A 13024-nucleotide genomic window follows, 5' to 3' on the forward strand; every position below is an offset into this window, starting at 1 on the left:
CGGTGTTCGCGGGGCAAGCCTGCTCCCACAAAACCAATGCGTTAACTTTTGCTCTGTGGGAATTGCCTGCGAAGGACTGCAGGCAGCCCCCGGTATTTCATGCACCAAGGCCTGCCGCCCTCGGCGCATCAGGTAACGTGGAACAGTGCCTGGGTCAATTGCCTGTAGAGCAGGTCTTGTGCTTGCTGGCGGGTACTGAGCAGCAGGCGGCCGGCGAGTGCGTAAACCTCGCTTTCTCCACGGTACCGCCCCGACACCAGGTCGATGCGCTGCAAGGTGCCTTGCACCCGCCACACCAGCTCCGGTACCGCGCGGGTTTCCTGTTCCAGCGCGGTGATGAACGCTGACGGAACAGCAGGGCCACCGTAGGCCCCAGGCGTTGAGGTGGGCTCACTCAACTCGGTGTAATACTCCGAGGCGGCCTCCCAGTCCCGTGCAAGTGTCTCGAAAGGCTCGGGCCGTAGCCGGCGAACCCAGGCGCGCCAGAAGCGCTGCTCGCTCGCCCAGCGAGTCATGAAGGCCGCATCTACCTCCCCCTCGACTGCCAGGGCAAGACGTTGCAAGGTGGTCTCGCTTAATTGCGCAAGGTAACCGAAGGCGATCTGCCCGGGTTGTTCGGGCAGGCCCAGGTGCTCGCGCAGGGTGATGCGTGCGATGAGGGCTATTTCAATTTCGTCGGGTGGGGTTTGCGGGTCGCTCAGGTGCGCATCGCTCAAATCATCTTCTGCCACCAAGGCAGGTGCGGCCTGGCGTTCGGCGTCGTTCTGCGCAGCGCTCAAGGCCTGCCGGCGTGCACGGCGAGCGTTGTACAGTGCGCCTATGCGTTCATCCAACCGGCCTTGACGGGCCAGGCCACGGGCGACGGAAACTGCGACAGCCTCGTCCGAGGCGCCTGCCTGGGCGGTGGCCACGCTACGCCACACCGACACCTGCGTTTCAACCCGTTGGAACAGCAGGCTGGCCTGATCCACGCAGGCTTCGGCCGCGTCGTTGATGTCGGTGAGCACCTGCTCACGCAGATCGGCCAGGCCCCAGCCCGCGTCATCGACGCCTTCGTCGGTCAGCGTGCGCAGTAAATGCGCGATGCGCTCGCGTGTGCGCTGCGGGTTCACCTGGTAATCCGGCGTCTGCGCCATGCGTTCGAACAGGCGGTACACAGGCGCCCACTCGGCGGCTTCGGTGTTGGCCTGCCGGTGTGCCTCAAGGTCGGCGGGCAATTCGATTAGCCAACGCTCATCCTCCAACGCTTCCATGTCCGGGATGGCCGCCAGCCCGGCACCGAACAGGCTGCGCTGGGCGCGCTCATTGAAGGGGTTGTCATCGAAGTCGTAATAGGTGCCTTCTTCACCATTGCGTATGGCTTCGGCGAACGCTGTATCGTGAAATTCGGGGGCATTGACCAAGTGGTTACCGCTGAGATCGAGTGAGCGCAACACCAGAGGGCGTTGGTTCATCAGGCCTTGAAGGCCCTCGGGCCACTGGGCGATATCGGCGCGGTCGAGGTCAAGGGTTTGAAGGTGCTGCCAGCCGCTCACGTCAGGTGCCAGCTGCAGCGGGTTCTCCCCCAGGCGCAGGGACTGCAACCGATTGAGGCCGGCCAGGGCGGTGCGGCTTTCTACGGTAAGGGTGATCTGGCATCCGCCCAGGCTCAGATCGGTCAGCGCGGGCCAGCCTTGTAACGCTTCGAAGTGTGCGGCCTGCAGTGCCAGGTTGTTCAAGTCGGCCTGCAGTGCATACAGGTGCTGCAACTGGCCGAGACGCTGCAGGGCGGCGACGGGCAGATTCTCCAGGGCCCCAGACAAGTTGAGCCGGCGCAGGCGGGGAAGGCGTGCCAGTACCTCCAGGTTGCGTGCCTCCTCCATGGGCAGGAAGTTGTCGGCAAGATCCAGGTGCTCCAGCTCGCTCATCGCGGCCAGCGAATCAGGCAGCCAGCGTAGCTGGTTGTTCGATAGGTCCAGATTGCGTACCCCAGGGAAGGCCTGCAGGAAGCTGTCCAGGTTGGACGCTTCGCCACTGCGTGAGTCCACCACCGTCAGCCAGCTGACGTGTTGCAGGCGTGTGGGCAGCGTTGGCAAGGCACCCAGGTGCTGTGCTTCCAGGGTCAAGTCCACCAGATCATCCTGCAAGCTCTCCCTGCGCCAGGCTTGGCGTATGCGCCGTGCGGCGTCCGTACGCGCCGCACGGCGCTGTTCGATCGCGCCCACAGCCAGGCCGTCCGGGTCGTTGACCCAGGCGTCCAGCGTCGTGTTCAAGCGTTGGTATTCTTCGCGCAAGCGTTCAAGCAGCCGGGTAAACGCGCCTGGGCTTTCCCCCGCCTCCAGGCGCAAGCGCTGGCGCAACCCTTCACGGTCACCCGGTTGTCGGCTGGGGAACAGCGTGTCGAACAGCTCGTTGTCATTCTGCCAGCCCCGGCCTCGGCCACTGAGCGGGTAGCCGATACGGCCGCTCTGCGTAACACGCGTTGGCAGCCGATAGAGTGCGCGCACAGGGGCCATGCCCAGTTGGCTGGCAGTGTGCGTGCGGTTGCCGGCGGCGTGTTCGAACAGTGCATCACGCAGGGGCAGAGGGTCATGAATCTGCAGGCCCAGTGCGTTGCGTTCGCTGTCAGGCAGGGCGTTGAGAATGGCCTGGTAGAGTGTCGTGTGGCCGGCCAGCGGTTGGCCCTGTTCGTCGTGGGGTTGGTAGCCTCGGTTATCGCGCACCACGGTCTTGCTGGGGTGCCCCTGCGCACCGGTCCCTTTGAGCCGTGGGCCAGTCAGGCTGCCCTCACGCAGTTCGATGTGCGCCTCACCTGTCCAGCCGGGTAACCGATCCAGCAACCCCAGGGCCAGTGCGTCGCGATCCTGTACAGGGCCGCTGTCCTGATAAAAGCGCAACAGTGCGCGGTTGATGCGGGCCTCGCGCAGGTAGATGCGGGCTGTTTCGTTGATCGACAGTGGCAAGCGGCCGTTGCCTTGGCCAAGGGCCAGGCCTTGGGTGCTGGCATGGGCGATAATCTCGGCATTGGCTCTGCGGCTGAGGGCCGGGAAGTCTCGTTCAAGCAATCGCGTGGCCGCGTCGGTCGAGGCCGTCGCGGTTTTATCGGTGGCGCCCAGCGCCTGCAGGCAGTCGAGCAGCAGGGCAGGGGCGGCTTCCTGATCGACCACTACTCGGCGCACGGCCGCTTCGCTCCAGCCACTGCAGCGCAGCGCTGTGAGCAGGGTCTGATCAGCGACCGCCGGGCTGCTGTTGGCGAGGCGCCGTACCAGTTTGGCCGCGTCCCATGCCAAGGGTTGTTCGTGCTCAAGCAGCCACGGCGTCTGGCCATTGCCAAACAGGCGAGGTGAATACTCATGGCCTTTGGCTGGCGCCAGTTGCCAGCGGCTTTGCGAAGTTTTTTCCAGGGGCATGGCCTTGCCCTCCAGGTTGATCCAGGCTTGGCCCGGCCGGGCGTGCAAGCCTGCTGGCGCAGCCGGCCAGAGGGCTTCACGGGTGAAGGGGCGCAGGTCGCCATGCCACAGGCGCTGGCCCGCGCTACCGGGGATGCGTGTCCAGCTTTCCAGGGGGCCGGCCAGGGCGAACGCGCCGTGCAGGGCGCCCAGTGCGGCGAACTGCAGCACGCTGTCGAACACACCGAACAGATGGTCGATGGCAGCGTCGGTTTCGCCTTCGTTCAGCGCATGGATGCCTTCCAGGAACTCGCCCACGATCTGTGCACCGCCGACCACCAGCATCAGCTCGCCCAGGGCCGGCACCAAGAAACTGGCCACATTCAGCACCGTCAGGCCGACACTCAGCCAACCGAGCACGCGTGCGCGTTGCGCGGCGGCGTCCAGCTGTGCGGTGGGCACGGCAAGGGTCACGGCATCGGCCAGGGTGGTTTGCACCTGCATGCTGGCCCTGGCGTTGAAGCAGTCGCCGGTCCACGCGGTAAAATCCAGCGGCACGCGGGCGTTCTTGTCGAGTGTTTCCTGCCACAGGTCATGAGGGGAGGGGAACAGCCGCTTGATCCAGCTGAATGACTCGCCCTTTTCCAGCGTCGGCGCAGTGGGGTACAGCAACGCGTAGGGATAGCGTGGATACAGTGTTTGCCGAAGCTTTGCGGCAAAGTCGGGCTGTTGCGCATGGCTGACAAAACGTTTGAAGAACAGCCGGAAGTGTTCATCCCACAACCGGCGTGTGAGCGCTGTGCCCACAGCCTGCAAGGACGAATATTGGCGTATGGCGCCTTGCGGGTCCCCAGGCAGGTAAAGCAGGCAAGGTTCGGTGTGCGCGCGCGGTTCCAGTCGCACCAGCAGAGCGCCACTCAGCGGGAAGCCGAGGACGCTCAGGTAGCCACATTGAAGCCTTCGGGCGCCACTGAGCGTCGGCACCTCCAGCGCACCGGCAAGCGCGGCCGCGCCCAGGTTTTCGCCGCGGCTGTCGATGTGCCCTTGCAGTTGGGCTGAGGCCAGTTCGGCAGAGAAGGCGGCGCTGTCCTGCTCGCGCAGCAACAGGCGAAAAGCAGCGGTGTCGATGTGTTCGTGCAGGTGGTCCAGGTAGCGCTGGCCAAGGTCGAGCCGGCGCACGCCTTTGACGAATCGCTCAGGGTCGAGGGGCTCGGGTTCGAGCGCATCCTGGTTGGCGTAGAGGTGTACCGGCGTATCCGCTTGCAGGTTTTGCATGGCCGCTTCGAGCCAGGTCATCCGATGCGGTTGTTCAGAGGTGCGGTCCACCAGCAGCGTCGTGTCCAGTGGCGGCATCGCAACGCCGGGGTACCAGTGCGCGAGCGCGTCGTTCAAGAGCGGCCGGCAGAACGTCTCTACCGATTGCAGGGGGGCAAGCGCCTTCTGCAGTGCGCGGGTGGCCCGACGGCTCTGGCGCATCTGGGCTCTCAGGGCCTGGCGCTGGTGCTGGGTGGTCTGGCGAAGCCAGTCGGGCATGCGTTGCTGAATCAGGGCTACGTGATGGGGTTGCAAATGCGTCATGGGCTGCTCCTGATGGGGTGGAGCAGTGAGGGTAATGACGAGCGGTGGCCCTGTTTGAGTACGCTGATAGCACCTTTAGTGGCCACCCTGCGGGTGCGAGGGTTCCAGCCCCTGCTCGCGCAGGCGTTTGTACAAGGTGGTACGGCTGATACCCAGCAAACGTGCCATCGAAGAAATGTTGCCGCCGCAGGTGTGCAGCAAGTTGGCCAAATCTGTGGGGGGCGGTTGCACCGGGGTTGGTAGCGGTGTCGGGGCTGCGCCGGCTTGAGCAAGGAAACACGCTGAAAAGTGCTCGATGCCGATTGGCTGGGTGCCGGCCAGGGCCAGGGCCACCTGCAGTACGCTGTTGAGTTGGCGCAGGTTGCCCGGCCATGGGTGATGCCACAGCAGTTCGAGTGTGTCTGGGGGTAGTTGCCGGGGTTGCCCAGGGGCACGATGCCGGGCGTGTGTCTGCTCGATCAACTCGCGCCGATCACTGCGTTCACGCAATGCTGGCAAGGCCAGGGTCAACCCGGCCACACGGTAGTAGAGGTCTTCGCGAAATTGACCGGTGCGCACCGCTTCGGCCAGGTCGCGATTGCTCGCCGACACCACGCGGATGTCCACTGGCACCGGCTCGCCGCTGCCCAGCGGCTGGATGCTGCGCGACTGCAGCACGCGCAGTAGCCGGGCTTGGGTCGCCAGCGGCATGTCGCCGATTTCGTCAAGAAACAGGATGCCGTGATCGGCCTTGCGGATCAGCCCCGGGTTGCCCTTGTGATGAGCCCCGGTGAAGGCCCCTTTGTCATAGCCGAACAACTCCGACTCGACCAACTCGGCGGGGATCGCCGCGCAGTTGACCGCGATCAGCGGTTGCCCGGCGCGGCTGCTGGCGCGGTGCAGGGCCTCGACGAAGACTTCCTTGCCAACCCCGGTTTCACCTTGGACCAATACCGGGATGTCTTTCTCCAGTAACAGGCTGGCTTGGGCCAAGGCTTTGCCCAGGCGTGGGTCGCCGTGAAAGGGCGCCGGGTGGGTGGGGCCGTGGCGGGGCGGTTGCCACTGGCAGTGGAAGCGGTGACGCCCGGCCGCCTGCAGGGCAAACGGCTGTTGCTGGGGCTGGGCAAGCAACTGCTGCAACGGGATCTGGAACAGGTGCTCAAGGTTTTGCCCAAGCAGGTTGTCACCGAGCAGGCTGTCGGCGCGGTGATTGGCCGCGACCACCTGGCCGCGCTCATCGAATACCAACAAGCCTGCCCAGGGGCTGTCGAGGTTGTCGCAGGCGCTGTTGAACAGCAGTTGGGCGTGGTGGTCGGCATGCTCCGCCACTATCAACCGGTTCTCCAGGCTCTGGCCCATCATCCGAACCAGGCCGAGCGTTTGGCTGGCGGGCAGGTACCCGTCGCTGGCCACATCGAGCGCGCCGACCAGTTGCCGTTCGGCATCGAACACCGGCGCTGCGGCGCTGCACAGGTAGCGGTTCTGGCGCAGGAAGTGTTCATCCGGGCCAACATGAATCGCCTCGGCGCAGACCAGGGCCGTGCCGAGAGCGTTGGTGCCCACGCCGCGTTCGTGCCAGTGGGCGCCGGCGCTAAAGCCATGGCGCTGGCGCGGGTCGACGAAGCGCCGCGACCCCCAGGTGTCGAGCAGGCAGCCACTGGCGTCAGCCAGCATCACCAGGTAGCTGGCGTTGCCCAGCAGGTGTGCGTATTGCGGCAGGACCTCATCGCGGGTCAGGCGCAGCAAGGCCTGGCGGCGTTCCAGTAGCGCGTGCAGTTCGGTTGGGGTCAGGCAATCGAAGTCGGGTGCGCTTTGCGGTTGCAGGCCATGATCGCGACAACGCGCCCAGGATGCCTGGATCAGTTGGGCATGCGGCGAAGTGGATGCGGCCATGGGCCTGTCCTGTGTGATTGTTGTTATCAGCCGACCGCTGTTCAGTGTTGTCCACGGTTGTTCATTGTCAAACCCGCGAGTGTTCAGTTGTGAACGGTCAATGGCTAACCGTGGGCGGTGAGGGCGCGCGCCAGAGCGATCAGGCCGGTGTGGCACGAAACTGGCTGTGCCCAGAGGACAACCATCACAAAAGGCCACGCCATGTCCCTGGTGCTGGAGCAGGTCAGCCGCAGTGTCGATAACCAGGCTTGCATCGTCGATGCATCCCTGCGTTTCGAACCGGGTTCGTTCAACGTGTTGTTGGGCCGCACCCTGGCCGGCAAGACCAGCCTGATGCGCCTGATGGCCGGGCTCGACCGACCGGACCAAGGCCGCGTGCTGATGGCCGACAGCGATGTCACCGGCGTACCGGTGCGCCAGCGCAATGTATCGATGGTGTATCAGCAGTTCATCAACTACCCGACCCTGAGCGTGTACGAGAACATCGCCTCACCCCTGCGCCAGGCACGCCTGGCCGAGGCGCAGATCCGCCGACGGGTGCAGGAAACCGCCGAGATGCTGCGCATCGAAGCGTACTTGCAGCGCTTGCCGTTGGAGTTGTCCGGTGGCCAGCAGCAACGTACGGCGATGGCCCGGGCGCTGGTCAAGGATGCCTCGTTGATCCTGTTCGACGAGCCGCTGGTCAACCTCGACTACAAGCTGCGCGAGGGCCTGCGCCAGGAACTGCGGGCGCTGTTTGCGGCGCGCAACTGCATTGCCGTCTACGCCACCACCGAGCCCAATGAAGCACTGGCGCTGGGCGGTACCACGACAATCCTGCATGAGGGGCGCATCGTACAGAGCGGCCCGACCGCTGCGGTCTATCAGCAGCCCAGCAGCGTGCTGGCCGCCGAGTTGTTTTCCGAGCCGCCGATCAACCTGATACCCGGACGCATCGCGGGCAATGAGGTAAGCCTTGCCCAGGCGGTGCACTTCGCCCGCAATGCCGACCTGCAACGCCTGGGCGATGGTAACTACCGCTTTGGTGTGCGCCCCAGCCACCTCACCCTGGTGCCGACCCACGACGATGACCTGGAGCTGGCGGTGCTGGTGGAGTTGGCCGAAATCAGTGGCTCGGAAACCTTCCTCCATGTGCGCAACGAGCATTGGCGGATGATTTTGCACCTGCCGGGCGTGCACGAGTACCAGGTGGACACGCCGATCCGTGTGTTCATCCCTACGCACAAGTTGTTTGTCTTCGATAATGCCGGGGCCTTGGTACAGGCCCCAGGTCTGCGTCAGGCGAGGAGTCGCTGATGGCCGAGATCCGCCTGCGCCAGCTGGCGCACAGTTACAGCCGTCAGCCGACCTCGGAGGCGGATTACGCACTGCATGCGCTGGAGCACGTCTGGGAGCAAGGAGGCGCTTATGCGTTGCTCGGGCCTTCGGGGTGCGGCAAGTCGACGTTGCTCAACATCATCTCGGGGCTGCTCACGCCTTCGCACGGCGAGGTGCTGTTCGACGGCAAGCCGGTCAACGCGCTGTCGCCGCAGGCGCGCAACATCGCCCAGGTGTTTCAGTTTCCGGTGGTGTACGACACCATGACGGTGTTCGACAACCTGGCCTTCCCCCTGCGCAACCAGGGGATGGACGAGGGCAGGGTGCGGGCACGGGTGGAAGAGATCGCCGAGGTGCTCGACCTGTCCGCTGTGCTGAAAAAGAAGGCGCGCAACCTCAGTGCCGACGAGAAGCAGAAAGTTTCGATGGGCCGTGGCCTGGTGCGCGATGACGTTTCGGCGATCCTCTTCGATGAGCCGTTGACAGTGATCGACCCGCACCTGAAGTGGAAGCTGCGGCGCAAGCTCAAGCAGATCCATGAGCAGTTCAACATCACCATGATCTACGTCACCCACGACCAGTTGGAGGCCTCGACCTTCGCCGACAAGATCGCGGTGATGCACGGTGGGCGCATCGTCCAGTTCGGCACCCCGCGCGAGCTGTTCGAGCGCCCACGGCACACGTTTGTCGGCTACTTCATTGGCAGCCCCGGCATGAACTTCATCGATGTGCGCGCCGAAGCCGACGGCGTGAGTTTTGGCGGCTTGCACCTGGCCTTGCCCGAGGGCCTGCGCGAACGCTTGGCGGCAACCGCGGTGGGGCGCCTGCAAGTGGGCATCCGGCCAGAGTTCGTGCAGCTCTGGGACAGCCCGCTCGACCACGCCTTTGCGGCGCAGGTGCTGGATGTCGAAGACCTGGGCACCTACCGCATCGTCACCTTCGAGCTTGGCGGCGCCACGCTCAAGGCGCGCCTGGGCGAGGATCGGCCGCTGCCGGTGGGCCAGGCCTGGGTGAATCTACCGACCCAGTGGCTGATGCTTTACGTCGACGATGTGCTGCTGGAGGCCGGGCCATGAACAAGGTGCCCAACAACAAGGCCTGGTGGCTGGTACTGCCGGTGTTCGTGCTGGTGGCGTTCAGTGCGGTGGTGCCGATGATGACTGTGGTCAACTATTCGGTGCAGGACATCTTCGACCAGTCCAATCGCTATTTCGTCGGCGCCGACTGGTATCGCCAGGTGCTACGCGACCCGGCCTTGCACGATGCCTTGCTGCGCCAGTTCATCTATTCGGGCTGCGTGCTGTTGATCGAGATCCCGCTGGGCATCGCCATCGCCCTGACCATGCCGACCAAAGGGCGCATGGCCTCGGTCTGCCTGATCGTGATGGCCATCCCGCTGCTGATCCCCTGGAATGTGGTCGGCACCATCTGGCAGATCTTCGGCCGCGCCGACATTGGCCTGCTCGGCGCCACGCTGGCCAAGCTTGGGGTCAACTACAACTATGCCGGCGACCCCTTCGACGCCTGGCTCACCGTGCTGGTGATGGACGTGTGGCACTGGACGTCGTTGGTGGCGCTGCTGTGCTATTCGGGCCTGCGCGCCATACCCGATGTCTATTACCAGGCCGCTCGCATCGACCGGGCTTCGGCCTGGGCGGTGTTCCGCCATATTCAGCTGCCGAAGTTGAAGAACGTGCTGCTGATCGCAGTGATGCTGCGTTTCATGGACAGTTTCATGATCTACACCGAGCCGTTCGTGCTGACCGGTGGCGGGCCCGGCAATGCCACCACGTTCCTTAGCCAGACCCTGACGCGCATGGCGGTAGGGCAGTTCGACCTGGGGCCGGCCGCAGCGTTTTCGCTGGTGTACTTCCTGATCATCCTGCTGGTGTCGTGGGTGTTCTACACCGCCATGACGCACGCCGACAAGGACTAGGCCATGAGCACGCGCAAGGCATTGCCACTGCTGCTGTATTTCTTCTTCCTGCTGGTGCCGATCTACTGGCTGCTGAACATGTCGTTCAAGAGCAACAGCGAGATCCTCGGCGGCCTGACCCTGTGGCCGCAGGCATTCACGTTGGACAACTACCGGGTGATCTTTACCGATGCCAGCTGGTACAACGGCTATATCAACTCGCTGTACTACGTGTGCCTGAACACGCTCATTTCGCTGACGGTCGCGTTGCCGGCGGCCTATGCCTTCTCGCGCTATCGCTTCCTCGGCGACCGCCATCTGTTCTTCTGGTTGTTGACCAACCGCATGGCGCCGCCGGCGGTGTTCCTGTTGCCGTTTTTCCAGCTGTATTCCTCGATTGGCCTGTTTGATACGCACATTGCCGTGGCACTGGCCCATTGCCTGTTCAACGTGCCACTGGCGGTGTGGATCCTTGAAGGCTTCATGTCGGGGGTACCGAAGGAAATCGACGAAACAGCCTACATTGATGGTTACAGCTTCCCGCGCTTCTTCGTGAAGATCTTCATTCCGCTGATTGGCTCCGGTATCGGCGTGACGGCGTTTTTCTGCTTCATGTTTTCGTGGGTCGAACTGCTGCTGGCGCGCACCCTCACCTCGGTTAACGCCAAGCCTATCGCTGCGGTGATGACCCGAACGGTGTCCGCTTCGGGGATCGACTGGGGCGTGCTGGCTGCTGCCGGGGTGTTGACCATCCTGCCGGGCATGCTGGTGATCTGGTTTGTCCGCAACCATGTGGCCAAGGGCTTTGCCCTCGGCCGGGTGTGAGGAGGGTAATGCATGGAATGGATGGCCTGGACCCTGCCCACGGCGCTGTTCTTCGCGGCCGTCGGCGTGCTGCTGGTGTGCATGACCCTGCTTGAACTGCGCCGCCCCTGCGTGGAGCGGCGCGGCTTCCTGCCGATCGTCACCAGCCGTGGCGACCGGTTGTTCATCGGCCTGCTGGTCAGCGCCTACCTGCACTTGTTGGTAGTCGGGATCAGCGACTGGCCTTTGTGGGTGGCCTCGCTGCTGTCGCTGGGCTGGCTCGTGGTGGTGCTGCGCTGGGGCTGAGCGACGGCCCCGGGAATAACTCAATCGGGAGATCACAATGTTCCACAACAATGACAAACGGCGACATTTGACCCTGGCCGCGTTGCTGGTGTTGGCCAGCGTACAGGGGGTTGCATGGGCCGACCAGTACGAAGACGCGGCATCGAAGTGGATCGGCAGCGAGTTCAAACCTTCGACCCTGACGCCTGAGCAGCAGTTGGCCGAGCTCAAGTGGTTCATCAAGGCCGCTGAGCCGTTTCGTGGGATGAAGATCAACGTGGTGTCGGAAACCATCACCACCCACGAGTACGAGTCCAAGGTGTTGGCCAAGGCCTTCAGCGAGATCACCGGCATCCAGCTGACCCACGACCTGCTGCAGGAAGGCGACGTGGTGGAGAAGCTGCAGACACAAATGCAATCGGACAAGAACATCTATGACGGATGGGTCAATGACTCGGACCTGATCGGTACGCACTTTCGCTATGGCAAGGTCGAGTCGATCACCGACCTGATGGCCAACGAGGGCAAGGCCTACACCTCGCCGACCCTCGACCTCAAGGATTTCATCGGCATTTCCTTCACCACCGCGCCGGATGGCAAGGTCTACCAGCTACCTGATCAGCAGTTCGCCAACCTTTACTGGTTCCGTGCCGACTGGTTCGAGCGGCCTGAGCTAAAAGCCAGGTTCAAAGAAAAGTACGGCTATGAACTGGGCGTGCCGGTGAACTGGTCGGCCTACGAGGACATCGCCCAATTCTTCACCGAAGACGTGAAGGAAATCGACGGCAAGCGCGTCTATGGCCACATGGACTACGGTAAGAAGGACCCGTCGCTGGGGTGGCGCTTCACCGATGCCTGGTTCTCGATGGCCGGTGGTGGCGACAAAGGCCTGCCTAATGGCCTGCCGGTGGACGAATGGGGGATCCGCGTGGAGGACTGCCATCCGGTGGGTTCAAGCGTCACCCGTGGGGGGGATACCAACGGCCCGGCGGCGGTGTACGCGACGCAGAAGTACGTGGACTGGATGCGTGCCTATGCGCCCAAGGAAGCCCAGGGCATGACCTTCTCCGAGGCGGGCCCGGTGCCGGCGCAGGGCAACATTGCCCAGCAGATTTTCTGGTACACCGCCTTCACCGCCGACATGACCAAGCCCGGCTTGCCGGTGGTAAACGCTGATGGTACGCCGAAGTGGCGCATGGCACCGTCGCCCAAAGGGCCGTACTGGGAGGAGGGGATGAAGCTGGGGTATCAGGACACCGGGTCCTGGACCTTCTTCAAGTCCACCCCCGAGAAGCAACGCCTGGCTGCTTGGTTGTATGCTCAGTTCGTGACCTCCAAGACGGTGTCGCTGAAAAAGACCATCGTCGGCCTGACGCCGATTCGTGAGTCGGACATCAACTCCCAGGCCATGACCGACCTGGCGCCCAAGCTGGGTGGGCTGGTGGAGTTCTACCGCAGCCCGGCGCGGGTGCAATGGACGCCCACCGGCACCAACGTGCCGGATTACCCGCGGCTGGCGCAATTGTGGTGGAGCCATATCGCCGAAGTGGCCAGTGGCGAAAAGACCCCGCAGCAAGCGCTGGATGGCCTGGCCCGCGATCAGGATCGCATGATGGAACGGTTGCAGCGTTCCAATGCCCAGGCGACCTGCGCACCGAAGCTTAACCCGGAAAAGGATGCCCAGTACTGGTACGACCAGCCGGGGGCGCCAAAACCGAAGTTGGCCAACGAGAAGCCAAAGGGCGAGACGGTGAGCTACAGCGAGTTGCTGAAGTCGTGGGAGGCGGCGCGCAAGTGATCGATTCGCGGGGCAAGCCCGCTCCCACACGTTCGGCAGCGATGAACCTGTGGGAGCGGGCTTGCCCCGCGAAGAGGCCGGTGCAGC

8 protein-coding genes are annotated in these 13024 nt (G+C 63.8%); 6 read left to right on the forward strand and 2 right to left on the reverse strand.

What is annotated here, in order from left to right; genetic code table 11:
- Positions 1-128: 128 nt before the first annotated feature.
- Together OGV19_RS06145 and OGV19_RS06150 are read right to left on the reverse strand one after the other, a co-directional pair.
- Positions 129-4946 carry a dermonecrotic toxin domain-containing protein gene (locus OGV19_RS06145; protein ID WP_264312564.1) on the reverse strand — a complete coding sequence of 1606 codons (4818 nt, stop codon included), beginning with the start codon at positions 4944-4946 and terminating at the stop codon, positions 129-131.
- Between the two features lie 75 nt (positions 4947-5021).
- Positions 5022-6818: a sigma-54-dependent Fis family transcriptional regulator gene (locus OGV19_RS06150; RefSeq protein ID WP_264312565.1), complete on the reverse strand. Its 1797-nt coding sequence runs from the start codon at positions 6816-6818 to the stop codon at positions 5022-5024.
- 201 nt (positions 6819-7019) lie between these two features.
- Between OGV19_RS06150 and OGV19_RS06155 the strand changes: the two genes are divergently transcribed.
- The 6 genes from OGV19_RS06155 to OGV19_RS06180 are packed head-to-tail and all read left to right on the forward strand — an operon-like array spanning position 7020 to position 12937.
- Positions 7020-8114: an ABC transporter ATP-binding protein gene (locus tag OGV19_RS06155; protein WP_264312566.1), complete on the forward strand. Its 1095-nt coding sequence runs from the start codon at positions 7020-7022 to the stop codon at positions 8112-8114.
- Positions 8114-9211 carry an ABC transporter ATP-binding protein gene (locus tag OGV19_RS06160; protein WP_264312567.1) on the forward strand — a complete coding sequence of 366 codons (1098 nt, stop codon included), beginning with the start codon at positions 8114-8116 and terminating at the stop codon, positions 9209-9211. Before OGV19_RS06155 ends, OGV19_RS06160 begins: the two co-directional genes overlap by 1 nt.
- Entirely contained in the window at positions 9208-10071 is an 864-nt protein-coding gene (locus OGV19_RS06165) for a carbohydrate ABC transporter permease (RefSeq protein WP_264312568.1), read from the forward strand. Before OGV19_RS06160 ends, OGV19_RS06165 begins: the two co-directional genes overlap by 4 nt.
- 3 nt (positions 10072-10074) lie before the next feature.
- Entirely contained in the window at positions 10075-10875 is an 801-nt protein-coding gene (locus tag OGV19_RS06170; RefSeq protein ID WP_264312569.1) for a carbohydrate ABC transporter permease, read from the forward strand.
- A 12-nt stretch (positions 10876-10887) separates the two neighbouring features.
- Positions 10888-11160, forward strand: a complete 273-nt coding sequence (locus tag OGV19_RS06175) for a DUF2160 domain-containing protein (protein ID WP_264312570.1) — start codon at positions 10888-10890, stop codon at positions 11158-11160.
- Between the two features lie 37 nt (positions 11161-11197).
- Positions 11198-12937 (forward strand): ABC transporter substrate-binding protein, encoded by a 1740-nt coding sequence (locus OGV19_RS06180; RefSeq protein WP_264312571.1) that lies wholly within the window; start codon positions 11198-11200, stop codon positions 12935-12937.
- Positions 12938-13024 lie beyond the last annotated feature (87 nt).

It is taken from the genome of Pseudomonas putida, from assembly GCF_025905425.1.
Taxonomy (GTDB): Bacteria; Pseudomonadota; Gammaproteobacteria; order Pseudomonadales; family Pseudomonadaceae; genus Aquipseudomonas; species Aquipseudomonas putida_AF.

What these genes read in the sequence shown, in the direction of transcription:
- OGV19_RS06145 (WP_264312564.1), bottom strand. Translation starts at nt 4,946, where the DNA reads ATGACGCATTTGCAACCCCATCACGTAGCCCTGATTCAGCAACGCATG.
- OGV19_RS06150 (WP_264312565.1), bottom strand. Translation starts at nt 6,818, where the DNA reads ATGGCCGCATCCACTTCGCCGCATGCCCAACTGATCCAGGCATCCTGG.
- OGV19_RS06155 (WP_264312566.1), top strand. Translation starts at nt 7,020, where the DNA reads ATGTCCCTGGTGCTGGAGCAGGTCAGCCGCAGTGTCGATAACCAGGCT.
- OGV19_RS06160 (WP_264312567.1), top strand. Translation starts at nt 8,114, where the DNA reads ATGGCCGAGATCCGCCTGCGCCAGCTGGCGCACAGTTACAGCCGTCAG.
- OGV19_RS06165 (WP_264312568.1), top strand. Translation starts at nt 9,208, where the DNA reads ATGAACAAGGTGCCCAACAACAAGGCCTGGTGGCTGGTACTGCCGGTG.
- OGV19_RS06170 (WP_264312569.1), top strand. Translation starts at nt 10,075, where the DNA reads ATGAGCACGCGCAAGGCATTGCCACTGCTGCTGTATTTCTTCTTCCTG.
- OGV19_RS06175 (WP_264312570.1), top strand. Translation starts at nt 10,888, where the DNA reads ATGGAATGGATGGCCTGGACCCTGCCCACGGCGCTGTTCTTCGCGGCC.
- OGV19_RS06180 (WP_264312571.1), top strand. Translation starts at nt 11,198, where the DNA reads ATGTTCCACAACAATGACAAACGGCGACATTTGACCCTGGCCGCGTTG.